This is a genomic window from Micromonospora sp. NPDC051141 (assembly GCF_044455765.1).
Lineage (GTDB): Bacteria > Actinomycetota > Actinomycetes > Mycobacteriales > Micromonosporaceae > Micromonospora.
In genome coordinates this window covers 12,592-35,650 of record NZ_JBITFD010000016.1, presented here as the reverse complement: position 1 = coordinate 35,650, position 23,059 = coordinate 12,592, and the positions used below count along the sequence as shown (strand labels likewise).

At 72.8% G+C, this 23,059-nt stretch carries 20 protein-coding genes; 7 read left to right on the top strand and 13 right to left on the bottom strand.

All coding sequences use genetic code 11. The features are described 5' to 3' along the window. Positions 1-19: 19 nt before the first annotated feature. The 4 genes from ACIA6B_RS26345 to ACIA6B_RS26330 form a co-directional block, all read right to left on the bottom strand. Positions 20-1,708 (bottom strand): methylmalonyl-CoA mutase, encoded by a 1,689-nt coding sequence (locus ACIA6B_RS26345; RefSeq protein ID WP_396777294.1) that lies wholly within the window; start codon positions 1,706-1,708, stop codon positions 20-22. A 319-nt stretch (positions 1,709-2,027) separates the two neighbouring features. Next, positions 2,028-2,441: an Asp23/Gls24 family envelope stress response protein gene (locus tag ACIA6B_RS26340; protein ID WP_396777292.1), complete on the bottom strand. Its 414-nt coding sequence runs from the start codon at positions 2,439-2,441 to the stop codon at positions 2,028-2,030. A 190-nt stretch (positions 2,442-2,631) separates the two neighbouring features. After that, positions 2,632-3,624, bottom strand: a complete 993-nt coding sequence (gene meaB, locus ACIA6B_RS26335; RefSeq protein ID WP_107157030.1) for a methylmalonyl Co-A mutase-associated GTPase MeaB — start codon at positions 3,622-3,624, stop codon at positions 2,632-2,634. Then, positions 3,621-4,820 carry an acetyl-CoA C-acetyltransferase gene (locus ACIA6B_RS26330; protein WP_396777290.1) on the bottom strand — a complete coding sequence of 400 codons (1,200 nt, stop codon included), beginning with the start codon at positions 4,818-4,820 and terminating at the stop codon, positions 3,621-3,623. The genes meaB and ACIA6B_RS26330 overlap by 4 nt, the downstream gene beginning before the upstream one ends. A gap of 60 nt (positions 4,821-4,880) precedes the next feature. Between ACIA6B_RS26330 and mce the strand changes: the two genes are divergently transcribed. The 4 genes from mce to ACIA6B_RS26310 all read left to right on the top strand — a co-directional run bounded on the left by mce (position 4,881) and on the right by ACIA6B_RS26310 (position 10,775). After that, complete coding sequence (gene mce, locus ACIA6B_RS26325; RefSeq protein WP_396777288.1) at positions 4,881-5,345, top strand: methylmalonyl-CoA epimerase; 465 nt, start codon at positions 4,881-4,883, stop codon at positions 5,343-5,345. Between the two features lie 295 nt (positions 5,346-5,640). Then, positions 5,641-6,996, top strand: a complete 1,356-nt coding sequence (ccrA, locus tag ACIA6B_RS26320) for a crotonyl-CoA carboxylase/reductase (RefSeq protein ID WP_396777286.1) — start codon at positions 5,641-5,643, stop codon at positions 6,994-6,996. A gap of 275 nt (positions 6,997-7,271) precedes the next feature. After that, positions 7,272-8,528: a DivIVA domain-containing protein gene (locus tag ACIA6B_RS26315; RefSeq protein WP_396777284.1), complete on the top strand. Its 1,257-nt coding sequence runs from the start codon at positions 7,272-7,274 to the stop codon at positions 8,526-8,528. A 171-nt stretch (positions 8,529-8,699) separates the two neighbouring features. Further along, entirely contained in the window at positions 8,700-10,775 is a 2,076-nt protein-coding gene (locus ACIA6B_RS26310) for a hypothetical protein (RefSeq protein ID WP_396777282.1), read from the top strand. A gap of 109 nt (positions 10,776-10,884) precedes the next feature. Here the strand turns inward: ACIA6B_RS26310 and ACIA6B_RS26305 are convergent, their stop codons facing one another. The 7 genes from ACIA6B_RS26305 to ACIA6B_RS26275 form a co-directional block, all read right to left on the bottom strand. Continuing rightward, entirely contained in the window at positions 10,885-11,694 is an 810-nt protein-coding gene (locus ACIA6B_RS26305; protein ID WP_396777280.1) for an alpha/beta hydrolase, read from the bottom strand. A gap of 66 nt (positions 11,695-11,760) precedes the next feature. Continuing rightward, positions 11,761-12,093 carry a hypothetical protein gene (locus tag ACIA6B_RS26300; protein WP_396777509.1) on the bottom strand — a complete coding sequence of 111 codons (333 nt, stop codon included), beginning with the start codon at positions 12,091-12,093 and terminating at the stop codon, positions 11,761-11,763. Positions 12,094-12,173: 80 nt separating this feature from the next. Continuing rightward, positions 12,174-13,229 carry a hypothetical protein gene (locus ACIA6B_RS26295; RefSeq protein ID WP_396777278.1) on the bottom strand — a complete coding sequence of 352 codons (1,056 nt, stop codon included), beginning with the start codon at positions 13,227-13,229 and terminating at the stop codon, positions 12,174-12,176. After that, complete coding sequence (locus ACIA6B_RS26290; protein WP_396777277.1) at positions 13,226-13,720, bottom strand: SigE family RNA polymerase sigma factor; 495 nt, start codon at positions 13,718-13,720, stop codon at positions 13,226-13,228. Before ACIA6B_RS26290 ends, ACIA6B_RS26295 begins: the two co-directional genes overlap by 4 nt. Before the next feature lie 39 nt (positions 13,721-13,759). Next, positions 13,760-15,550, bottom strand: coding sequence for a 3-hydroxyacyl-CoA dehydrogenase family protein (locus ACIA6B_RS26285; protein ID WP_396777274.1), 1,791 nt, complete (start codon positions 15,548-15,550; stop codon positions 13,760-13,762). A 122-nt stretch (positions 15,551-15,672) separates the two neighbouring features. Then, positions 15,673-16,737, bottom strand: a complete 1,065-nt coding sequence (locus ACIA6B_RS26280) for an alpha/beta fold hydrolase (protein ID WP_396777272.1) — start codon at positions 16,735-16,737, stop codon at positions 15,673-15,675. A gap of 204 nt (positions 16,738-16,941) precedes the next feature. Beyond that, positions 16,942-17,388 (bottom strand): FHA domain-containing protein, encoded by a 447-nt coding sequence (locus ACIA6B_RS26275; RefSeq protein WP_107157018.1) that lies wholly within the window; start codon positions 17,386-17,388, stop codon positions 16,942-16,944. Between the two features lie 240 nt (positions 17,389-17,628). On the opposite strand from ACIA6B_RS26275, the gene ACIA6B_RS26270 reads away from it, so the two are divergent. Continuing rightward, positions 17,629-19,131 carry an aldehyde dehydrogenase family protein gene (locus ACIA6B_RS26270; RefSeq protein ID WP_396777270.1) on the top strand — a complete coding sequence of 501 codons (1,503 nt, stop codon included), beginning with the start codon at positions 17,629-17,631 and terminating at the stop codon, positions 19,129-19,131. A 49-nt stretch (positions 19,132-19,180) separates the two neighbouring features. Here the strand turns inward: ACIA6B_RS26270 and nucS are convergent, their stop codons facing one another. After that, positions 19,181-19,840, bottom strand: a complete 660-nt coding sequence (gene nucS, locus ACIA6B_RS26265) for an endonuclease NucS (RefSeq protein WP_396777268.1) — start codon at positions 19,838-19,840, stop codon at positions 19,181-19,183. Between the two features lie 71 nt (positions 19,841-19,911). Here nucS and ACIA6B_RS26260 point away from each other — a divergent pair, with 71 nt between their 5' ends. Further along, positions 19,912-20,529: a DUF4126 domain-containing protein gene (locus ACIA6B_RS26260; RefSeq protein ID WP_396777266.1), complete on the top strand. Its 618-nt coding sequence runs from the start codon at positions 19,912-19,914 to the stop codon at positions 20,527-20,529. 58 nt (positions 20,530-20,587) lie between these two features. Further along, positions 20,588-20,884, top strand: a complete 297-nt coding sequence (locus tag ACIA6B_RS26255; RefSeq protein WP_396777264.1) for a DUF1540 domain-containing protein — start codon at positions 20,588-20,590, stop codon at positions 20,882-20,884. A 71-nt stretch (positions 20,885-20,955) separates the two neighbouring features. Here the strand turns inward: ACIA6B_RS26255 and ACIA6B_RS26250 are convergent, their stop codons facing one another. Then, a complete protein-coding gene (locus tag ACIA6B_RS26250; RefSeq protein WP_396777262.1) occupies positions 20,956-22,950 on the bottom strand; it encodes a protein meaA in 1,995 nt (664 codons plus the stop codon). Between the last annotated feature and the right edge of the window lie 109 nt (positions 22,951-23,059).

The following is a 23,059-nucleotide window of genomic DNA, read 5'->3' as shown; positions in this document are numbered from 1 at the left end:
GGAAGGCCCTTCTTCTCGCCTAGAAGCGGGCGGGCTCGCGGTAGACGCCCCACTCGCCGCGCAACGCGTCGCAGATCTCGCCCAGGGTGGCCTCGGCGCGGACCGCGTCCAGCATCGCCGGGATCATGTTCTCGCCGGTCCGGCTGACCTCCACCATCCGGCGTACGGCGGCGGTGACCGCGGCGTCGTCGCGGGCCGACTTGCGCTCGGCCAGCACCCGGCGCTGCTCCAGCTCCACCTCGTGCGAGATGCGGAGGATCTCCAACTCCTTGGCGACCGTGCCGGTGTGGCAGTTGACGCCGACGATCTTCTTGTCGCCCTTCTCCAGCGCCTGCTGGTAGACGAACGCCGACTCGGCGATGTGCCCGGTGAACCAGCCGTCCTCGATGCCGCGCAGGATGCCGGAGGTCATCGGCCCGATCTGGTGCGGCCCGTCGCCGCCGAGCTGCCGGATCCGGGCGAAGATCTCCTCCGCCTCGGCCTCGATCCGGTCGGTGAGCGCCTCGACGTACCAGGCGCCGCCGAGCGGGTCGGCCACGTTCGTCACGCCGATCTCCTCCATCAGCACCTGCTGCGTCCGCAGGGCGATCTCGGCCGACTCGTCGGTGGGCAGGGCGAGCGTCTCGTCCAGCGCGTTGGTGTGCAGCGAGTTGGTGCCGCCGAGCACCGCCGCCAGCGCCTCCACCGCGGTGCGCACCACGTTGTTGACCGGCTGCTGGGCGGTCAGCGACACCCCGGCGGTCTGCGTGTGGAACCGCAGCCACATCGCCTTCTCGCTGGTCGCGCCGTACACGTCGCGCAGCCAGCGGGCCCAGATCCGGCGGGCGGCGCGGAACTTGGCGATCTCCTCGAAGAAGTCCAGGTGGGAGTCGAAGAAGAAGCTCAGCCCGGGGGCGAACACGTTGACGTCCAGCCCGCGCGACAGGCCCAGCTCGACGTAGCCGAACCCGTCGGCGAGCGTGTACGCCAACTCCTGCGCGGCGGTCGAGCCGGCCTCGCGGATGTGGTAGCCGGAGACCGAGAGCGGCTTGTAGCGGGGGATCTCCGCCGCGCAGTACTCCATCAGGTCGCCGATCAGGCGCAGGTGCGGCTCGGGGTCGAAGAGCCACTCCTTCTGCGCGATGTACTCCTTGAAGATGTCCGTCTGGAGCGTGCCGTCCAGCGTGGACACGTCGGCGCCCTGGCGCTCGGCGGCGACCAGGTACATGCAGAACACCGGCACAGCCGGCCCGGAGATGGTCATCGAGGTGGTGACGCCGGCCAGGTCGATGCCGTCGAAGAGCACCTCCATGTCGGCGGCCGAGTCGATCGCGACGCCGCAGTGGCCGACCTCGCCGAGCGACTGCGGGTCGTCCGAGTCGCGGCCCATCAGCGTCGGCATGTCGAACGCGACGGAGAGCCCGCCGCCGCCCGCGCCGAGGATCATCTTGTAGCGCTCGTTGGTCTGCTGGGCGTTGCCGAAGCCGGCGAACTGCCGGATGGTCCAGGCCCGTCCGCGGTAGCCGGTCGGGTGCAACCCCCGGGTGTACGGGAACTCGCCCGGCCAGCCGATCCGCTCGAAGCCCGGGTAGGCGGTCCCCTCCGGTGGGCCGTACACCGGGTCGACCGGCAGGCCGGAGAGCGTGGTGAAGTCCGCGTCGCGCTTGCGGGCGGCGTCGTAGCGGGCCTGCCAGCGGGCCCGGCCGGCGGCGATCTCGTCAGCGTCCATGCGCGGAGCTCCTCCTCGGTCCTCGTGAAGACCGAGTGTAGAACGAATGCCTGAACGATCGCTAAGGACCGGCGTACCGGCCGGTAACCGGGAGCCGGACCCGTCATGGTCGGCGCGGAGCAGACAGCGCCGGCCCCGACCATCCGCCTGACCGACCCGGCAGGCCGAACCCGAGCGCGGTCCGCGCTCACACCGCTGAGAGATCTTGGTACGAAACGGCCCCTCCGGGGGCGCTCCCGTACCAAGATTCACGCCGAGGCGGGTCCTGCGCCGCCTCGGTCAGCTCTGGGTCCAGCCGAGCGTCGCTCGTCGCGCACGATCAGCCGAGGGGCGCGCCCGGCTCCCCGATCGCCACGTCGTCCACCCGGATGTTGATCTCGTCGACGCGCAGCCCGTACGCCTCGACCGCGGACGTGACCGCGGCCCGCACACCGTCGGTGACCTGCGGCACCGGGTGACCGCCGTCGATCACGATGACCAGGTTGACCACGGCCGCACCGTCGGTGACATGGGCCGAGCAGCCGCGCCGGGCGTCGCCGACCTGGTCCAGGCCGACCCGGTCCAGCACGGCGTTGAAGAACCGGGCCACGTCGCCGCCCAGTTCGGCCACGCCGGGCACGGACTTCGCGGCGGCCACCGCGATCTTCTCCACCACCTCGTCGGCGACGTGCGTCGTCCCGCCCGCCGTCGCGGCCGGCGTGATCGACAGCTCCTGCGTAGCCTCGTGCTCCACGCTCTCCCCCACCCTCGCTCCAACCGACCCCGGGAGCGTACAAGCCACCCCGCTCCGGCCACGCCCCCGCCCGACACCACCGTCGATCATGGACTTTGTGCCCGGCGGATGCCCCCTGTGTCGCCTTTGCCGGGGCAGCAACCGCAAGATCGACGAGCCGGAGGCAGGGAAGGGGGAAGGGGAGAGCGGGTCAGGTGGCGAGTTGGGTGAGGAGGTCGTCGGCGGCGGCGTAGGGGTCGAGGGCGCCCTGGGCGACCTTGGCGGCGAGCGCGGGGAGCTGCGTACCGTCGCGCAGGGAGCCGATCCGGGCGCGGAGCGCGCCCAGCGCGATCGCCTCGATCTCGGCGGCGGCCCGCGCCTCCCGGCGACGGCGCAGCTCGTCGTGGCGCTCCAGCCAGTCGCGGTGCTTGTCGATCGCGGCGGCGATGTCGTCGATGCCCTCGGCGCGGGCCGCGATCGCGCGCACCACCTGCGGACGCCACTCCCCCGGGCCACGCTCGCCGAGCGCGATCATGCCCTGGATGTCGCGGACCGTGGCGTCCGCGCCGTCCCGGTCGGCCTTGTTCACCACGAACACGTCGGCGATCTCCAGGATGCCGGCCTTGACCGCCTGGATCGCGTCACCCATGCCCGGCGCGAGCAGCACCAGCGTGGTGTCGGCCAGCGAGGCCACCTCCACCTCGGCCTGCCCCACCCCGACGGTCTCCACCAGCACCACGTCGCAGCCGGCGCCCTCCAGCACGCGCACCGCCTGGGGCGTCGCGGCGGAGAGCCCGCCGAGATGGCCCCGGCTGGACATGGAACGGATGTAGACGCCGGGATCGGTGGCGTGGTCCTGCATCCGGACCCGGTCGCCGAGGATCGCCCCGCCGGTGAACGGGCTGGACGGGTCGATGGCCAGCACGCCGACCCGGTGACCGCGCGCCCGCAGCGCGCGGACCAGCTCGTTCGTGGTGGTCGACTTGCCCACGCCCGGCGAACCGGTCAGCCCGACCACCTGGGCGTGCCCGGCGTACGGCGCGAGGGCCGCCGCGACCTGCGGCAGCACCTCGTCGCCGGACTCGACCAGGGTGATCAGCCGGGCCACCGCGCGGGCGTCGCCCGCGCGGGCCCGCTCGACCAGCAGGGGTACGTCGCGGCTGCGGCGCACCGGAGGGGTGGCCGGATTGGTCACGTCACTCACGCGTGCGACTCGCCGCCCGTCGGCACGTGGATGATCAGCGCGTCGCCCTGGCCGCCACCGCCGCAGAGCGCCGCCGCGCCGGTGCCGCCACCGCGCCGCTTCAGCTCCAGCGCCAGCGTGAGCACCAGCCGCGCGCCGGACATGCCGATCGGATGGCCCAGCGCGATCGCGCCGCCGTTGACGTTGACCTTGTCCGCGCTGATCCCGAGGTCACGGGTGGACTGGATGCCGACCGCGGCGAACGCCTCGTTGATCTCGATGAGGTCGAGGTCGTCCAGGCTCAGGCCGCCCTTGCGCAGCGCGTGGTTGATGGCGTTGGACGGCTGCGAGTGCAGGGAGTTGTCCGGCCCGGCCACGTTGCCGTGCGCGCCGATCTCGGCCAGCCAGGTGAGGCCCAGCTCGGTGGCCTTGGCCTTGCTCATCACGACCACCGCGGCGGCGCCGTCGGAGATCGGCGAGGAGCTGCCGGCGGTGATGGTGCCGTCCTTGGCGAAGGCGGGACGCAGCCGGCCCAGCGACTCGGCGGTGGTGTCCGGCCGGATGCCCTCGTCCTCGCTGACCACCAGCGGGTCGCCCTTACGCTGCGGGATGATCACCGGAGTGATCTCCTCGGCGAAGTGGCCGTTCTTCTGGGCGGCGGCGGCGCGCTGGTGGCTGGCCGCGGCGAAGGCGTCCTGCTCCGCGCGGGTGATGCCGTGCTTCGCGCCGTGCCGCTCGGTGGACTCCCCCATCGAGCAGCAGTCCCAGGCGTCGGTGAGACCGTCGAGCGCCATGTGGTCCTTGACCGTGACGTCGCCGTACTTGTAGCCGGCGCGCTGCCCGAGCAGCAGGTGCGGGGCGTTGGTCATCGACTCCATGCCGCCGGCCACCACGATGTCGAACTCGCCGGCCCGGATGAGCTGGTCGGCCAGCGCGATGGCGTCCAGCCCGGAGAGACACACCTTGTTGATGGTCAGCGCCGGGGTGGACATCGGGATGCCGGCCTCGACGGCGGCCTGGCGGGCCGGGATCTGCCCGGCGCCGGCCTGGAGCACCTGCCCCATGATCACGTACTGCACCTGGTCCGGCGCGACGCCGGCGCGCTCCAGCGCGGCCTTGATCGCGATGCCACCGAGTGCGGTCGCGGGGAGGTCCTTGAGGTTGCCCAGCAGGCGCCCCATCGGGGTTCGCGCGCCGCTGACGATCACCGAAGCCATGCCTGCCTCCGAGGGGTGCCGACCTGTACGCCTTAACGATTGTTCGGTCAGACTAGCGCCATGGCTGAGAACTCCCCCGTCGAGCCCGCTGCCGAGTTTGTCACAGACATCGGCCTGCGCCGCATCGACCACGTCGGGATCGCGGTCGCGGACCTGGACGCCGCGATCGACTTCTACCAGCGCACCTTCGGGATGCGCTGCGTGCACACCGAGACGAACGACGAGCAGGGCGTACGCGAGGCGATGCTGGCGGTCGGGCCGGACGCCTCCGGCGGCATGGTGCAGTTGCTCGCCCCGCTCTCGCCGGACACCACCATCGGCAAGTTCCTGGACAAGCGCGGGCCGGGCATCCAGCAGGTCGCGTACACGGTGGCGGACATCGACGCGGCCTGCGCGGCGCTGCGCGAGCGCGGCGTCCGGCTGCTGTACGAGGCGCCCCGGCGCGGCACGTCGGACTCCCGGGTGAACTTCGTGCACCCGAAGGACGCCGGCGGCGTGCTGATCGAGCTGGTCCAACCCGCCTGAGGCGCAAGGAGGGGCCCCTTGTTGACAGACGTCCGTTAACAAGGGCCCTTCCTAACAAGTGGGAACACGCGCGGCCATGCGCGGTTGCGCGTTCCCACGGACATCTCCACGCATCGGCCGATGCAGTTTTTCACACAGCCCTTCCGACCCAAGCTACCGTTCAGTAACGTCCCGGCCCACAGGAGCGCGACCGGTGCCGGATGTGTCGATTGCCGACATGGCGGTCCCGTCGCACCGGCGCCGACGATGGCAGCACCCCTGCCCCGGTGCGGGTGCTGACGAACGGGAGGTCACCGTGCAGGACATCCTTGAAGCGATCATGGCGACGGAGGGCTCGGCGCGGCCGGAACGGGACCTCGCGGGCCTGGCCGGCCTGCCGGTGCCGGAGAGCTACCGGGGCGTGGTGGTGCGGGCCGAGGACACCCGGATGTTCGAGGGCATGGCCACCCGGGACAAGGACCCGCGCAAGGCGCTGCACGTCCAGGAGGTGCCCACCCCCGAGCTGGGGCCGGGCGAGGCGCTGGTCGCGGTCATGGCCAGCGCGATCAACTACAACACGGTGTGGACCAGCATCTTCGAGCCGCTGCCCACGTTCACGTTCCTCAAGCGTTACGGCCGGCTCTCCGAGCTGACCCGCCGCCACGACCTGCCATACCACGTGGTCGGCTCGGACGCGGCCGGCGTGGTGCTGCGGACCGGCCCCGGCGTGACCCGCTGGAAGACCGGCGACGAGGTGGTCGCGCACTGCCTGTCGGTCGAGCTGGAGGACGCCGCCGGCCACGACGACACCATGCTCGACCCGCAGCAGCGCATCTGGGGCTTCGAGACCAACTTCGGCGGCCTGGCCGAGCTGTGCGTGGTCAAGGCCAACCAGCTCATGCCGAAGCCGCGCCACCTGAGCTGGGAGGAGGCGGCCAGCCCCGGGCTGGTCAACTCCACCGCGTACCGGCAGCTCGTCTCGCACCACGGCGCGAACATGAAGCAGGGCGACGTGGTGCTGATCTGGGGCGCCTCCGGCGGCCTGGGCGGCTACGCCACCCAGATGGCGCTGGGCGGCGGCGCGATCCCGGTCTGCGTGGTCTCCTCGCCGGAGAAGGCCGAGCTGTGCCGGCGGATGGGCGCCGAGCTGGTCATCGACCGCACCGCCGAGGGCTTCCGGTTCTGGTCCGACGAGCACACGCAGGACCAGGACGAGTGGCGGCGCTTCGGCGAGCGGATCCGCGAGCTGACCGGCGGTGAGGACCCGGACATCGTCTTCGAGCACCCCGGCCGGGAGACGTTCGGCGCCAGCGTCTACGTCGCCAAGAAGGGTGGCACGATCGTCACCTGCGCCTCCACCAGCGGGTTCCTGCACCAGTACGACAACCGCTACCTGTGGATGCACCTCAAGCGCATCATCGGCAGCCACTTCGCCAACTACCACGAGGCGTGGCAGGCCAACCGGCTCGTCGCGCTCGGCAAGGTGCACCCGACGGTGTCGAAGACGTACCCGTTGGAGCAGACCGGTCAGGCCGCGTACGAGGTGCACCGCAACGCGCACCAGGGCAAGGTCGGCGTGCGCTGCCTGGCGCCCACCGACGGTCTCGGCGTCCGGGACACCGAGCTGCGCTCCCGGCACGAAAGCGCGATCAACCGGTTCCGCGGGCACTGACCGTACGGCGTCGACGGATTGCCTTTCCGGCGGAGCCGGACGCCATTCGACTGTCGCCCGGACACTCATGAAGACAGTCGTGAACACAAAGGGCCGCGGGCACCCGTCCGCGGCCCTTTCCCGCCGACCGCCCGGCGCCACCGTCCGGCCCGGGACCTGCCAAGATCGCCGATTGGTCCGGTCCCCCGGCCGACAGAAGTTGACCATGTAAAGAGGACGCGAAAGCTGCCGACCACTCTTGCGAACCACCCTGGGGGGTCTGCGAGTATGTCCCAATGCCCCAGCAGCAGTCCTCCCCTCTTGCGTTCTTCGATAACGCGAACTCACAGCCCGATTTCACTGTTGGCCTGCGCGGATACAACACCAACCAGGTCGACGACTTCATCGGCCGGCTGAGCGCCGCACTGAGCCAGTCCGAGCAGGCCCGCGCCGAGGCCGAGCAGCGGATGAACGACGCCCAGCGCCGGCTCCGGCAGGCCGAGCAGCGCCAGGGTGCGCTCGAACAGAAGCTCACCGAGACCAACAAGCAGCTCGAGGAGAACAGCCGGCCGACCCTCTCCGGCCTGGGCACCCGCGTCGAGCAGATCCTGCGGCTGGCCGAGGAGCAGGCCAACGACCACCGCAACGAGGCCAAGCGCGAGTCGGAGGGCATCCTCTCCGCCGCCCGCCTGGAGGCGCGCGAGATCACCGACAAGGCACGCGCCGAGGCCGCCGCCATGAAGGCCACCGCCGAGCGGGAGGCCGGCACCGTCCGCACCGCCGCCGAGCGGGAGGCCGCCGAGGTCCGCGTGCAGGCCCGCCGGGAGGCGGACACGCTGCGCTCCGACGCCGACCGGGAGACCAAGCAGCTGCGTACGGTCACCGCGCACGAGGTGGCCGAGCTGAAGTCGACGGTCGAGCGGGAGGTCGCCACGCTGCGCGCCACCGCCGAGCGGGAGATCACCCAGCAGCGGGCCAAGGCCGCCCGGGAGGCCGAGGAGAAGCGGGCCGAGGCGACCAAGCTGCTCACCGACGCGCGCGACAAGCGCGACAAGGACCTCCAGGCCCTGGAGCTCCAGCTCGCCGAGCGGCGGGAGAAGTCCGAGCGCGAGGAGTCGGCGCGACACGCCGCCCAGGTCGCGCAGACCCAGAAGATGGTCAACGAGGCCGAGCAGCGGGCCCGGGCCGCCCAGGAGCGGGCCAAGGAGATCGAGCAGCGGGCCGAGTCGCGCCGGGTCGAGTCCGAGCGCACCGCCAACGACACGGTCGACAAGGCCAAGGCGCTGGCCGACAAGACGCTCAACGAGGCGCGGGCCGAGGCGCAGCGGGTGCTCAACGAGGCCCGCACCGAGGCGGAGCTGACCACGCAGGCGGCCCGCCGCGAGGTCGAGGACCTGACCCGCCAGAAGGACGCGGTCACCTCCCAGCTCGGGCAGATGCTCTCCGGCCTGGCCGGCATCGTGCCGGGCGTGCCGGCGGGCGGCAACAAGGCGGCCGAGGCGGCGAAGGCCGACACCTCCGGGCAGAAGGTCACGGCCGAGTCGGCCGGCTGAGCCACCACCCGCTGACGGGGCATGAGCCACGGCGCGGGGTGACACCGGGTGACCGGTGCCGCCCCGCGCCGTCATGCTTTCCCCGGCCCGTTTCGCCACGAGGGTGAAGTAGGTCCCAGAAGGGGCGTCCGTATCGCCCCCGTGGAGGCGGAGGCGTGTGAGGATGGGGGCATGTCGCACGGCGAGGAACTGTTCGCGCTCGGCGGGGACGTGACCACGGAGCCCAGCTTCGAGTCCGCGCTGCGGGGATACGAGAAACGACAGGTCGACCGCTACGTCGCCCGCGCGGAACACGAGATCGCGGCGCTGACCACCGAGCGGGAACAGGCGTACACCCAGATCCACAAGCTCGCCGGCCAGGTCGAGGTGCTCCAGCGCGATCTCGCCCAGGTGCGCAAGCAGGTCGGTGTGGTGGACCGCGCCTCGTTCCGGCACCTCGGTCCCCGGGTCGAGCAGATCCTCACCATGGCCGAGGAGCAGGCCGACGACATCCTCGCCGCCGCCAACGAGGAGATCGAGGCCCGTCGGGCCGCCGCCGAGCACATCGTCGAGGAGGCCCGGGAGCAGGCCGCGCAGGCGCTCAAGGACTTCGAGATCGCGCTCGCCGCCCGCCGCGCCGAGGAGGAGCGGCACACCGCGACCCGCAAGGCCGAGGCGGAGGCGACGCTGAAGGCCGCCAGGGACGAGTCCGCCAAGCTGCGTACGGCTGCCCAGGACGAGGCCGAGAAGCTGCGCCGGACGGCCCAGGACGCGCTGGCCAAGGCGCAGCAGGAGGCCACCCAGCTCCGGGACACCGCCAAGGAGATCCACGCCCGGGCCCAGCAGGAGGCGGCCCGGCTGCGCGAGGCGGCCAAGGAGGTGCTGGCCAAGGCGCAGCGGGAGGCCAACCAGCTCCGCGAGGCGGCCAAGGAGGTGCACGCCAAGGGTCAGCAGGAGGCCAAGCGGCTCACCGACGCCGCCGCCGAGGCGGGCCGGGCCACCCACGCCAAGGCGCTCGCCGAGGCCAAGAAGATCGTCGACGACGCGGAGGAGGCCGCCAAGGCCACCCGCGGCCGGGCCCGCACCGAGGCCAGCCGGCTCACCACCGAGGCCACCGAGGCCGGTAAGCGCAACCGCGCCGAGGTCGAGGCGTACGTGCAGCGGATGCGCACCGAGACCGAGGCGTACGTGCAGCAGTCCCGCGCGCAGACCCAGCAGGAGCTGGGCGCGTGGCGGGCCGGGGTGGAGAAGGAGGTCGCCGGCCAGCGCGAGAAGGCGGAGAAGGAGCTGGCCCAGCGCCGCGCCGCCGCCGAGCAGGAGTTCGCCAAGCGCCGCGACGAGCTCGACAAGCAGCACACCAGCCGGCACGAGGAGCTGGAGCAGGCGTACGCCGCCCGGCGCGACGAGATCGAGCGCAACGCCGCGAGCATCCGGCAGGCCGCCGAGGCCGACGCGCTCACCATGCGGCAGCAGGCCGAGCTGGAGGCCGCCGAGCTGCTGCGCCGGGCCGAGGCGGACGCCACCGAGCAACGCCGCCGGGCCGACGAGCACGTGGCGGCCTCGCGTCGCCAGTTCGAGGAGTACGCGGCCACCACCCAGCAGCACCTGGCCACCACCCAGCAGCACCTCGCCGCCACCCAGCAGGAGGTGGCCGCCGGCCGGCAGCAGCTCGCCCACGTGATGCTGGAGATCGCCACGGCGCAGCAGGAGCTGGCCGACCTGCGCACCGCGACGTGGAAGTCCCGGCAGGAGTCCGACGACCTGGAGCGCCGGCTCACCGAGCTGCGTCGGGACGCCGACTCGGTTGGCATCTCGGCCACCCCGGTCGACCCGGCGGCGCTGGCCACCGCCGCCGCCGCCGGCGGCCGGCCGGCCGACGCCGGCGGGCGGCCAGCGGGCGACAGCGGCCGGCCGGCGGGTGACGGCGTACCCGTGGGCGGCTCCCCGGTTGGTCGTGGCACGGCGAAGGGCACGGCTGCGGTGACGGCCAACGGCGCCGGGCCGGAGCAGGGCGGGAACCGGTCGGCCGGCGAGCCGGCGGAGGCCGGGCCGGCGAAGCCGGTCGCCGAGCCGGTGACCACGATGGACTCGGCCGCCGGCACGGGCGTCGACGGGGAGCCCACGGTGGCCGCCGTGCCGGGCGAGGGCGGCCGGGGCGCCACCCCGACGAAGATCACCAGTACCGGCGAGAACGGCAAGCGCCCGACCAAGCCCACCACCGACGAGCGCAGCGCCAAGCCCAGCGCGGTCACCGTCGACAAGGACTGACCCCAGGGATCGATCAAGGAGTTCGCGTCACAGTCGATCTCCGCGCTGACGCGAATTCCTTGATCACCCGTCGTCCACCCAGAGGGAGGGCCGGCCGGCTGGGACAGCGTTACTCGGCGCTGCGCTGGGCCGGGCCGGGGACCGGGGTGTCGGCGAACGCGGCCACCGTCCGGTCCGCGTACGCGCTGACGTCGCCGGTCTCCATCGGGCCGTCCCAGCTCGTCGGCAGCGGCACCGGCACGCCCGGGGCGACGCGCCGGACGATCTCGTCGAGCGCCTTCTCCGCGTCGCCGACCCAGAGGTGCTTGGCGCCGTCCACGCCGACGACCTCGGCCTGCGGCACGGCGGCGAACCGCTGCCGGGCCTCGTCCGGGCGCAGGTAGTCGTCGAACTCCGGCACCAGGGCGGTCAGCGGCCGGCCCGACTCGGCCCAGACCGCGAGATCCTCCGGGGCGGCGAAGCGCAGCGGCGGGGAGAGCAGGATCGCGCCGGTGACAGCCGGGTCGCAGCCGTACTTCAGCGCCAGGTCGGTGCCGAACGACCAGCCGACCAGCCAGATGTTCGGCAGCTCGTGGAACTCGGCGTACTCGATCGCGGCGGCCACGTCGAACCGCTCGCTGACGGCGTTGTCGAACGCCCCCTCGCTGGTGCCGCGGACGCTGCTGGTGCCCCGGGTGTTGAACCGGAGCACGGCCAGGTCGGCCAGCGCGGGCAGTCGCCAGGCGGCCTTGCGCAACACGTGGCTGTCCATCATCCCGCCGTGGGTGGGCAGCGGGTGCAGGCACACCAGCGTGCCGACCGGCTCGCGCTCCACCGGCCGGGCCAGCTCGCCGACCAGCGTCAGCCCGTCGGCGGTGTGCAGCTCGATGTCCTCCCGGCGGCCGGGCAGGATCGACGACGCGCGAATCGGAGTGCTCACCCTGCCAGTGTCCCGCGCCGCCGGCCCCGCCGCCCGCCGGGGCGGGAACCGGGTGATCCAGATCGCTCAGCCGTGCCGGGGTGCGCCCCGGCCGCGCTGGAGGTTGGGGGCGCGCCGGTCCCGGGCCCGCCAGCAGCCGCTGTGCCAGTGCCGGCGATCGGTCAGGTCACCCCGGTCGTCGGCCGGCCAGGCCACCAGGTGCGCCACGCCCGGACGGATCTCCTGGTCACACCCGGGACAACGGTACGTCTTGGCGGACGCGCCACCGCTGATCCCGCGCACCTGCCAGTCGCCGTCGCGCCACTGCTGCACGGTCGGCACACCGTGGCGGGCTCGTTCGGCGTCCAGACCGGTGGACTCGTCCCGGCGGGGCCGATTGCGACGGGGGCTCACGGTCACCAAGCGTACGGCCCGCATCCGGGTGATCCTGGTACGGCCCCGCGCTCGCGGGGCGGCTCCCGTACCAGGATGTCGCACGGTCAGGGCCACGTCGTCAGGTCGGACGGGTCCTTCGCCAGTCGCGCGTCGGCAAGCAGCATCCCCGCCTCCGCCTCGGTGAATCCGGGCGCCGCCGCGCCGACGGTGGCCCTCAGCTCCACCTTCGGGACGCCGACCAGGTCGAGCGTCCATCCACCAGGCGCCACGTACGCCGGCCGGCCGGCGTACGACCGGTTGGCCTTGGTGCTGGTGCCCGCGCCCACCGCGTAGCGATACCAGACGGTCATCGTCGCGCCGTTCCGCATCACCGAGAACTGGGCGGTGACCAACTTCGGGTACGAGGAGACGTCGGCGCGGCACGAGCCGACCATCGATCCGGTCGGAAGCGCGTCGATCCGTACCGGTGCGGCGCACCGGCGCGCCTCGTCCCATCGGAGGGCGTTCACCGCTCGGGCCAGCACCGAGAGGTCACCGCTGCTGGTGGCCGCGCGGGCGAAGACTCCCGGTGCGGGTTGCCAGGACTGGATCCAGGCGACGGGCGTGCGACCGTCCGGGCCGACCCTGGACCAGCGCTCACCGTCGAAGTTGAGCCGTTCCCGGCTCACCTGGGCCGAGAACCCCTCGATCTCACGGATATCGAGTTCCTGCCGGGAACGCGCCACCTGCACCGTGACCGGCGGGCCGTGCCCGGTGTCCACCTGGACGGACTCGACCTGGTCGAGGACCTCCCAGTTCAGATAACGGACCCGGGTCGGGTCGACGCCGAAGTGCAGCACCCCCGGGTCGGCGCCGATCCGGGCCGGGTCGGTGGCCGCCCCCGGCACCCCGTCGGCCGTCGGCGGCACCGGGGGCGGGGGCGTCGCCGGCGTGGTGGCGGTCCAGGGCAGGCGCCCCGCCAGCCCACCCACGTCCGCCCGCTCCACCCCGACGAAGCCGAGCACACCGACCAGGGCAAGCGCGGTGCCGGCGGCGGCCCGGCGGCGTGCCTGCCGACGCCGGCCGAGCATGCGGGAACCGCGCAGCAGGCGGCCGGTGTCGGTCTCCCCTTCGGCGTGCTCCCGCAGCACCGAGGCGATCCGCTGGTCGAGGTCGGTCACGGCCGGCTCCCCTTGGTCGTCGGGACGCCGCAGCGCTCCCGGAGGTGGGCGAGCGCCCGCATCGCGTGGGTGCGGACGGTGACCGGGGAGCAGTCGAGGATCTGGGCGATCGTCGCGTCGTCCAGATCCTCGTAGTAGCGCAGCACGAGCACGGCACGCTGGCGGTCGGGCAGGGCGCGGATCAGCCGCCACATCTCGTCCCGGTCGGCCGCCTCGCCGTCGAGGTCGCCCCGCTCGGGCCGCTCGGCGAACGTGTCCGTCGCCAGCTCGCGGTTGGACCGCCGCCGCCACCAGGAGTTGTTGGCGTTGACCAGCATCCGGCGCACGTACACGTCGGGCCGGTCGGCGCGGGCGATCCGCCGCCAGTGCACGTACGCGCGGGCCAGCACGTCCTGGGTCAGGTCCTCGGCGCGGTGCGCGTCGCCGGTCAGCAGCCGGGCCAGGCGCAACAGGGCCGGGCCCCGGCTGCCGACGTACTCCTCGAAGGTCACACCCTCATGACGCCGTCACCGGCGCGAGCCGTTGACCGGTCAGCGGTTGGTGTGGTCGCGGAACCCGCGACCGCTCTTGCGCCCCAGGTAGCCGGCGGTGACCAGGTGCTCCAGCAGCGGCGCCGGCGCGAAGCCGGGCTCGCGCAGTTCCAGGTACAGCTCCCGCTGGATGGCCAGCGAGACGTCCAGGCCGACCACGTCGAGCAGCTCGAACGGGCCCATCGGGTAGCCGCAGCCGAGCTTCATCGCGTGGTCGATGTCGTCGGCGGTGGAGTAGCTGGCCTCCAGCATCTTCACCGCGTCGTTCAGGTACGGGAAGAGCAGCGCGTTGACGATGAAACCGGACCGGTCGCCGCAGACCACGCCGGTCTTGCCGAGCGTGGCGCAGACCGCGCGGGCGGTGGCCGACGTCTCGGCGGAGGTGCGGATGGTCCGCACGATCTCCACCAGCGGCATGATCGGCGCCGGGTTGAAGAAGTGCAGGCCGATCACGTCGGCCGGGCGCTGGGTGGCCATCGCCACGTCGATCACCGGCAGCGACGAGGTGGTGGTGGCGAGCACCACGCCCGGCTTGCAGATCTCGTCCAGGCTGGCGAACAGCGCCTTCTTGACGCTCAGCTCCTCGACCACGGCCTCGACCACCAGGTCGACGTCGGCGAGGTGCTCCAGCGTGGCGGACCAGGTGATCCGGCCCAGCGCGGCGTCCCGGTCGGTCTCGGCGAGCTTGCCCCGGACGACGCCCTTGTTGAGCGAGGTCTTGACCGCCTCGCAGACCTTGGCGGACTTCTCCGCGCCCCGGGTCACCGAGATGACCTCGTAGCCGGACTTGGCGAAGACCTCGATGATGCCGGTGGCCATGGTCCCGGAGCCGACCACACCGACCTTCGCGACCACGCGTGCGCCGTCGGCGAGCGCGGCCTCCGCGGCCACCGGCGTGTGCTCGTCGGGTACGACCTTGGGCGAGCCCGGCCGCTCGTAGGTGTAGAAGCCGCGGCCGGACTTCCGGCCGAGCAGCCCGGCGGTGACCATCTGCTTGAGCAGCGGGGCCGGGGCGTGCCGGCGGTCCCGGCCGCCGCGCCGGTACATCGTGTCCAGGATCTCGTACGCGGTGTCCAGGCCGATCAGGTCCATCAGCGCCAGCGGGCCCATCGGCAGGCCGCAGCCGAGCTTCATGGCGGCGTCGATGTCCTCGCGGGTGGCGTAGCGCGCCTCGAACATGCCGACCGCGTGGTTCAGGTAGCCGAAGAGCAGCGCGTTCGCGATGAAGCCGGCCCGGTCGCTGATCGTCACGTCGACCTTGCCGAGGCGGGCGCAGAGCGCCTCCACGTCGGCCACCACCTCGGCGGAGGTGACCACCGTGCGCACCACCTCGACCAGCTTCATCACCGGGGCGGGGTTGAAGAAGTGGATGCCGATGACCTGGTTCGGCCGGGTGGTGGCGACCGAGATCTCGGTGACGCTCAGCGACGAGGTGTTGGTGGCCAGGATGGCGTCGGGCTTGCAGACCCGGTCCAGCTCGGCGAAGATCCGCTGCTTGAGGTCCAGGTGCTCGGGCACCGCCTCGATCACCAGGTCCACGTCGTGCAGCGCGCCCAGCCCGACCCGGAAGTCCACCCGCGCCAGCAGCGCGTCCCGGTCGGCCTCGGCGAGCTTGCCCTTGGCCACCGCGCGGTCGGTGGAACCGGTGAGCGTGACCCGGCCGCGTTCCAGCGCGGCGTCGGAGATCTCCACCGCAGTCACGTCGACACCGTTGCGGGCGAACACCTCGACGATGCCGGCACCCATGGTGCCCAGACCCACCACGCCCACCCGGGTGAACTCGCGCGCCACGACCGGCCTCCCTCGGTTGCCTCCGCCGTTGCCGACATGAACGGCCGCTAAGGTTATGCGCCGGAGTCTGCCACGTGACGCTGTGTTGTCGAGACGCGGTGGGATATTTCACGCACCGCGCCTCACGCCGGCGCGGTCACCCCGGCAAGGGCCAGCAGTTCGGCGACGAACTCCGCCGGCCGTTCCAGGTGCGGGCTGTGCCCGCAGCCGGGCAGCGCCACCTCCCGGTACGACCCGCCGGCCGCCGCGTACCGGTCCAGCACCGCGCGGGTCTGGCCGACCATCGGCTGCGGCGGGCACCGCTCGGCGCCGGGCCAGCCGGGCACGATCCCGAGCTGACCGAGGTACGCCAGGTCGAACAGCGAGGTGTCCGAGACGATCACGTCGGCGTCGCCGCGTACCCAGGTCACCGGCGGCTTGACCGGCACGGCGACCAGCTCGTCGGCGAGCCGGAAGTGGGTCGGGGCCAACGCGTTGAGCACGCCGCGCCGCCCGGCGGCGGTCCCCGGCCAGTGGTCCGACGCGGTCGCGGTGCCGGGATAGTTGTCGTCCCCGGTGGCGGTGGTCAGCATGCTCTCCAGCAGCAGGTCCTCGTGGTCGCTGAGCGACGCCGGGTCGGCCACGTACGCGGCGCGCAGCACGTTGCGCGGGCTGGTGGGGCCGTCGGCGCCCCGGTCACCGGCGGCGAGCCGGGCCACGAAGTCCGGGTTCGCGCCGCCCGCGCCGGTGCCGGCGAAGTCGGGCGTGGTGGGAGCGCCGTCGAGGTTCCGGGTGCCCCCGAAGCCGTACGGGGACACCGGCGCCGCCAGCAGCAGCCCGGCCACCCGTTCCGGCCGGTCGACCAGCAGCCGCATCGCCACGCCGCCGCCCAGCGAGTGCCCGACCACCACCGGCCGGGCGCCGGGGGCGAACAGCCCGGGGGCGTCGAGCAGGGCGGCCACGTCGTCGGCGAAGTCACCGACGCCGCGGGTGGCGTCGACCGGCGCGGTGTCGGTCTCGCCGTAGCCGCGCAGGTCGGGCGCGACCACCCGGAGCGTCGCCGGCAGTTCCGGCAGCAGCGGCTCCCAGAACGCCGACGACGAGACGTTGCCGTGCACCACCAGCACCGGCACGCCGTCGAGGGGCCCGGCCACCCGGACCGCCTGGGTGATGCCGTTGGCCTGGACCGTGTGCCGCGCGCTCCGCATCAGCGCATGCTGGCACACCGCCCGCCGGGAAGCCATGTGCCCGCCCCACACACCGCCGCGCCACCCCGCGGCGCCCTGTTTCACGGAAGGTGCGCCCATTCGGGCCGCGACAGCCACACTTTCCGTGAATTCGCGCCCACGGTGAACGTGGGCGTGGGCGTGGGAGTGGGCGCGAGTGCGTGGGAGTGCGCGCGTGGGCGCCGGTCAGCGGGCGTCGGCGGGCTGCGCCTCGCGGGACTCGATCGACTGCCGGGGCGCCGGGACCGGCAGCGGCAGCGTGGGCCGCTGGTCGCGGCGGGGCGCGCCGAAGGTCATCCCGACCGGGTCGGTCCGGGCTACGCCGGGATCGTAGAGGCGCAGGTCGGTGCGGCCGAGCCGGACCACGTCGCCGTCGGAGATCGGCACGCTGCCGGTGATCCGGGTGTCGTTGAGCCAGGTGCCGTTGGTCGAGCCGAGGTCGGTGAGCAGCACCCCCTCCGCGGTGGCCTGGATGGTGGCGTGCCGTCGGCTCAGGTGCGGGTCGGCGAGCACGACGTCGGCGGTCGGCGCGCGGCCGATCACCTGCACGCCGCGGCCGACCCGGAAACTGAGCCCGCGCATCGCTCCGCCCGACACCGTCAGCAACGGCATCAACTCCGGATGCTCCTCCATGGACAGTCGACCTCCACCCCACATCGCCCCGCGGCGTCAGCCTGCCACCTCACCGTAGTGGCTCCCACCCCCGCGCGGTCACCCGCGCGACCCCGGCCGGTCACCTCCCGTTCGCCGTTCGGTTGGCCGTACAGGGCGCGTTCGGACATCACGTGTGTCGATATGACGGGCATCGGTCCGGGCAGCGTAGCGGGCCTCCACCACCTACCCATGAGTAATATTCGGGTCTAGACTTCGGCCATGACCGCAGTGCATCTCCCCGGAACCCCGCTCATCGAGGCCGGTCGACTGGTGTCGACCAGCCCGGCGACCGGCGCGGAGGCCGGGCGGCTCCCGGTGGCCACCGAGGCGGACGTGCGCGCCGCCGTCGACCGGGCCCGTCCGGCCGGCGAGTGGTGGGCCGGGCTCGGCTTCACCGGCCGGCGGGACCGGCTCCAGCGCTGGCGCGGCGTGCTCGCCCGGCGCATCGAGGAGCTGGCCGACCTGATGCACACCGAGGGCGGCAAGCCGGTCGGCGACGCCGTGGTGGAGATCCTCACCGCGCTGGAGCACGTCGACTGGGCGGCCCGCAACGCCCGGCGCGTGCTCGGGCCCCGCCGGGTCCGCTCCCGGCTGATCCTCGCCGAGTTCACCGGCCACCTGGAATACCAGCCGTACGGCGTGGTCGGCGTGATCGGTCCGTGGAACTACCCGGTCTTCACCCCGATCGGCTCGGCGGCGTACGCGCTGGCCGCCGGCAACGCGGTGGTGTTCAAGCCGAGCGAGTACACCCCGGCGGTGGGCCAATGGCTGGTCGACCGGTTCGCCGAGGTGGTGCCGGAGCAGCCGGTGTTCCAGGCGGTGCACGGGCTCGGCGACGTCGGCGCGGCGCTGTGCCGGTCCGGCGTGGCGAAGGTGGCCTTCACCGGCTCGACCGCCACCGCGAAGAAGGTCATGGCGGCCTGCGCCGAGACGCTGACCCCGGTGTTGCTGGAGGCCGGCGGCAAGGACGCCATGATCGTCGACTCGGACGCCGACCTGGACGCCGCCGCCGAGGCGGCCGTCTGGGGCGGGCTGACCAACGCCGGCCAGACCTGCATCGGCATCGAGCGGGTCTACGCGGTCGACCAGGTCTTCGACGCGTTCGTCGACAAGGTGGTGGCGAAGGCCGGCCGGCTGACCGTGGGCGCCGACGGCACCGACCTCGGCCCGATCACCATGCCGTCCCAGATCGACGTGATCCGGCGGCACATCGACGACGCGGTCGCCCGGGGCGGCCGGGCGGTGCTCGGCGGTCCGGAGGCGGTCCAGCCGCCGTACGTGCACCCGACCGTGCTGGTCGACGTGCCAGAGGACTCCGCCGCCGTCCGCGAGGAGACGTTCGGGCCGACGCTGACCGTCAACCGGGTCCGTGACGTCGACGAGGCCGTCGAGCGCGCCAACGCGCTGCCGTACGGGCTCGGGGGTTCGGTCTTCGGCCGGGCGCGGGCGGTGGCCGTGGCGCGGCGGCTGCGCTCCGGGATGGCCTCGGTGAACTCGGCGCTGACCTTCGCCGGCATGTCCACGCTGCCGTTCGGCGGCACCGGCGAGTCCGGCTTCGGCCGGATCCACGGCGAGGACGGGCTGCGCGAGTTCGGCCGACCCAAGGCGGTCACCCGCCGTCGGGCCCGCTCACTGCTGCCGGCCATGACGTTCGAGCGCACCCCGGCCGACGTCGCCCGCCTGGTCAAGGTCGCCAAGCTGATGTACGGCCGGAAGGGCTGACCGCCCGGCCGGGCGGTCCCGGCTCAGCACAGCGTCAGCTCGGCCCGGCTCAGAACAGCGTCAGCTCGTCGCGTTCGATGCCGCGCAGCTTGTCGTAGTCGACCACCACGCAGCGGATGCCGCGGTCGGTGGCGAGCACCCGGGCCTGCGGCTTGATCTCCTGCGCGGCGAACACGCCGGTGACCGGCGCGAGCAGCGGGTCCCGGTTCATCAGCTCCAGGTAGCGGGTGAGCTGCTCCACCCCGTCGATATCGCCGCGCCGCTTCACCTCGACCGCGACCGCGCCGGCGTCGGCGTCCCGGCAGAGCAGGTCGACCGGGCCGATCGCGGTCATGTACTCCCGCCGGACCAGCGTGTAGCCCTCGCCGAGCGTGCCCGGGTTGGCGGCGAGCAGCTCCTGGAGGTGCGCCTCCACGCCGTCCTTGCGCAGCCCGGGATCGACGCCCAGCGCGTACGAGGTGTCCTGGAAGATCTCCTCCAGCGTGATGCGCAGCTCCTCGCCGGCCTTGTTGACCACCCGCCAGACGCCGGGCGCCTCCTCCAGCCGGCACGGCGGGCTCATCCAGTTCAACGGCTTGTAGGCCCGGTCGTCCGCGTGGATCGACACCGAGCCGTCCGCCTTGACCATGAGCAGCCGGGTGGCCGGCGGCAGGTGCGCCGAGAGCCGTCCGACATAGTCCACCGAGCACTTCGCAATGACCAACCGCACCCGACGAGGGTAGCCGAGCCCTCGACCGTCGCCGACGAGCGCCACTGGCGCACCGGTGCCATTCTGAGATCGTGCTCGAAGTCCTCACCGGTTCCGGTCTCGCCGCCTCGGCGGGTCTGAACGCCTACATCCCGCTGATGCTGATGGGCCTGCTGGCCCGCTACACCGACCTGATCGAGCTGCCGAGCGGCTGGCAGTGGCTCGGCAACGGCTGGGTGCTGGCGATCCTCGCCGTCCTGCTGGCGGTCGAGGTGGTGGCCGACAAGGTGCCCGTGGTCGACCACGTCAACGACATGGTGCAGACCGTGGTCCGGCCGACCGCCGGCGGTCTGGCCTTCGGCGCCGGATCCGGCTCGGAGACGGTCACGGTCAGCGACCCGGACACGTTCTTCTCCACCCACCAGTGGGTGCCGGTGGTGATGGGCGTGCTGATCGCGCTCGGCGTGCACCTGCTCAAGGCCGCCGCCCGACCGGTCGTCAACGCCACCACGGCCGGTTTCGGCGCACCGGTGGCCAGTACCGCCGAGGACGCGACGAGCGTGGTCATGTCGGTGGCGGCGATCCTGCTGCCGGTGCTGGTGCTGGTGTTCGCGGTCGGCCTGGTGGTCTTCGTGGTCTGGTTGTTCCGCCGCCGCAAGGACCGCCGCCGGGAACGCGCGGCGGCGCGGGCCGCCGGCTTCCGCGTCTGACCCGCATCAACCCCCAGAACCTCTAAAATCGGGGCAAGAAACCCATGGAGGTACGGGAATGACCGCGTCGATGGAAATGCCACGGGTCCAGGAGTGCGCCGTGCGCTCCTGCGCCTACAACCACACGAACGACTGCCATGCCTTCGCCATCACGATCGGCAGCAGCGATCACGCGCACTGCCACACCTTCGTGGAGATGCCGGTGCGCGGCGGCATCGAACAGTCGATCGCCCAGGTCGGCGCCTGCTCGCGATCCGACTGTCAGCACAATGCGGATCTGGAGTGCCACGCCCCGGCCATCACGGTCGGCCCGGACATGGACATGGCCGACTGCATGACCTACCGGGGCCGTTGACCGCCCGCTCGGCCGACAGGTGTCAAGAAGGGGCCCCGCCTCTACCGAATGCGTCAAGGAGGGGCCCCTCCTTAGATCCGCTCGCGGATGACGGTGACCAGCTCGTCGATGATGCCGGTGAGCGCGAAGTCCTTCGGCGTGAACACCCGCGCCACCCCGGCGGCCCGCAGCGCGTCCGCGTCGGCGGGCGGGATGATGCCGCCCACCACCACCGGCAGGTCGCCCCGGCCGGCCGCCCGCAGCCCATCCAGCACCGCCGGCACGGCGGCCAGGTGCGAACCGGAGAGCACGGAGAGCCCGACCAGGTCGACGTCCTCCTCCACCGCGGCGGCCACAATCTGCCCGGCGGTCAACCGGATGCCCTGGTAGACCACCTCGAAGCCGGCGTCGCGGGCGCGTACCGCGATCTGCTCCGCGCCGTTGGAGTGCCCGTCGAGCCCCGGCTTGCCGACCAGCAGCCGCAGTCGGCCGGTGCCCAGCTCCCGCGCGGTGGCGGCGACCCGTTCCCGGACCGCCGCGAGGTTCGCGTCGCCGCCGGCCCCGGCCGCGCCGGTCAGCCCGGTCGGCGCGCGGTACTCGCCGAACACCTGGCGCAGCGCGCCGGCCCACTCCCCCGTGGTCACCCCGGCGGCCACGCAGGCAAGCGTCGCCGGCATCAGGTTCACGGTGGTCGCGGCGTCCGCGCGCAGGCGCGCCAGCGCGGCGTCGACCGCCGCCGCGTCCCGGCCGGCCCGCCACTCGCGTACGCCGGCCGCGGCAGCCGCCTCGACCGCCGGGTCCACCTGCTCGATCGCCTCGGCGCCGGCCGCGGTCAGCGGGGACGGCTCGGTCTCGGTGAACCGGTTGACGCCGATCACCACGTCGGTGCCGGCCTCCATCCGCCGGCGTCGGTCGGCCAGCGAGGCGACCAGCGCGCTCTTGAGGTAGCCGGACTCCACGGCGGTCACCACGCCGCCCATCTCCAGCACCTTGTCCAGCTCGACCCGGGCACCGGTGACGATGTCGTCGACGAGCGCGGTCATCACGTGCGAGCCGTCGAACAGGTCGGGATATTCGAGCAGGTCCGACTCGTACGCCAGCACCTGCTGCATGCGCAGCGACCACTGCTGGTCCCACGGGCGGGGCAGGCCGAGCGCCTCGTTCCAGGCGGGGAGCTGCACGGCGCGGGCCCGGGCGTCCCGGGACAGCGTGACGCCGAGCATCTCCAGCACGATGCGCTGGATGTTGTTCTCCGGCTGCGCCTCGGTCAGGCCCAGTGAGTTGACCTGCACGCCGTAGCGGAACCGGCGCTGCTTCGCCTCGGTCACGCCGTAGCGGTCGCGGGTGATCTCGTCCCAGAGCGCGCCGAACGCGCGCATCTTGGCGATCTCCTCGACGAAGCGCACACCGGCGTTGACGAAGAAGGAGATCCGCTGCACCACGTCGCCCATCCGCTCGGCGGGCACCTGGCCGGAGTCGCGCACGGTGTCCAGCACGGCGACCGCGGTGGCGAGCGCGAAGCCGACCTCCTGCACCGGCGTCGCACCGGCCTCCTGGAGGTGGTACGAGCAGATGTTGACCGGGTTCCACCGCGGCATCTCCCGCAGCGTGTACGCGATGACGTCGGCGGTCAGCCGCAGCGAGGCGGCCGGCGGGAAGATGTACGTCCCCCGGGAGAGGTACTCCTTGATGATGTCGTTCTGCGTGGTGCCGGCGCAGCGGCGCAGCTCGGCGCCCTGCTCGACGGCGGCCGTGCCGTAGAGCGCGAGCATCCACATCGCCGGCGCGTTGATGGTCATCGAGGTGTTCATCTCGGCCAGCGGGATGCCCTCGACGAGCGTGCGCATGTCGCCGAGGTGGGCCACCGGCACGCCGACCCGACCCACCTCGCCGGCGGCCAGCTCGTGGTCGGGGTCGTAGCCGGTCTGGGTGGGCAGGTCGAACGCGACCGACAGCCCGGTCTGCCCCTTCGCCAGGTTGCGGCGGTAGAGCGCGTTGGAGGCCGCGGCGGAGGAGTGCCCGGCGTACGTGCGCATCACCCACGGGCGGTCCCGCTCCGGCAGGCGTCCCGGCATCGCGTCGTCCATGGCCGGAGTCTAAGTTACCGTTCAGTAAAAGCGGCTGTGCAAAACCACACAGTTGGATGTCCGCGCCGGTGGGTCGGCCGGGCCCGCACATGTGGCCGACCCACCGGGC

Coding starts and splice junctions, on each gene's coding strand:
- ACIA6B_RS26330 (WP_396777290.1), bottom strand. CDS start 4,820: ATGGCTTCGGTGATCGTCAGCGGCGCGCGAACCCCGATGGGGCGCCTG.
- ACIA6B_RS26275 (WP_107157018.1), bottom strand. CDS start 17,388: ATGGAGGAGCATCCGGAGTTGATGCCGTTGCTGACGGTGTCGGGCGGA.
- ACIA6B_RS26280 (WP_396777272.1), bottom strand. CDS start 16,737: ATGCGGAGCGCGCGGCACACGGTCCAGGCCAACGGCATCACCCAGGCG.
- ACIA6B_RS26270 (WP_396777270.1), top strand. CDS start 17,629: ATGACCGCAGTGCATCTCCCCGGAACCCCGCTCATCGAGGCCGGTCGA.
- mce (WP_396777288.1), top strand. CDS start 4,881: ATGGCTGAGAACTCCCCCGTCGAGCCCGCTGCCGAGTTTGTCACAGAC.
- ACIA6B_RS26310 (WP_396777282.1), top strand. CDS start 8,700: ATGTCGCACGGCGAGGAACTGTTCGCGCTCGGCGGGGACGTGACCACG.
- ACIA6B_RS26255 (WP_396777264.1), top strand. CDS start 20,588: ATGACCGCGTCGATGGAAATGCCACGGGTCCAGGAGTGCGCCGTGCGC.
- ACIA6B_RS26250 (WP_396777262.1), bottom strand. CDS start 22,950: ATGGACGACGCGATGCCGGGACGCCTGCCGGAGCGGGACCGCCCGTGG.
- ACIA6B_RS26345 (WP_396777294.1), bottom strand. CDS start 1,708: ATGGACGCTGACGAGATCGCCGCCGGCCGGGCCCGCTGGCAGGCCCGC.
- ACIA6B_RS26315 (WP_396777284.1), top strand. CDS start 7,272: ATGCCCCAGCAGCAGTCCTCCCCTCTTGCGTTCTTCGATAACGCGAAC.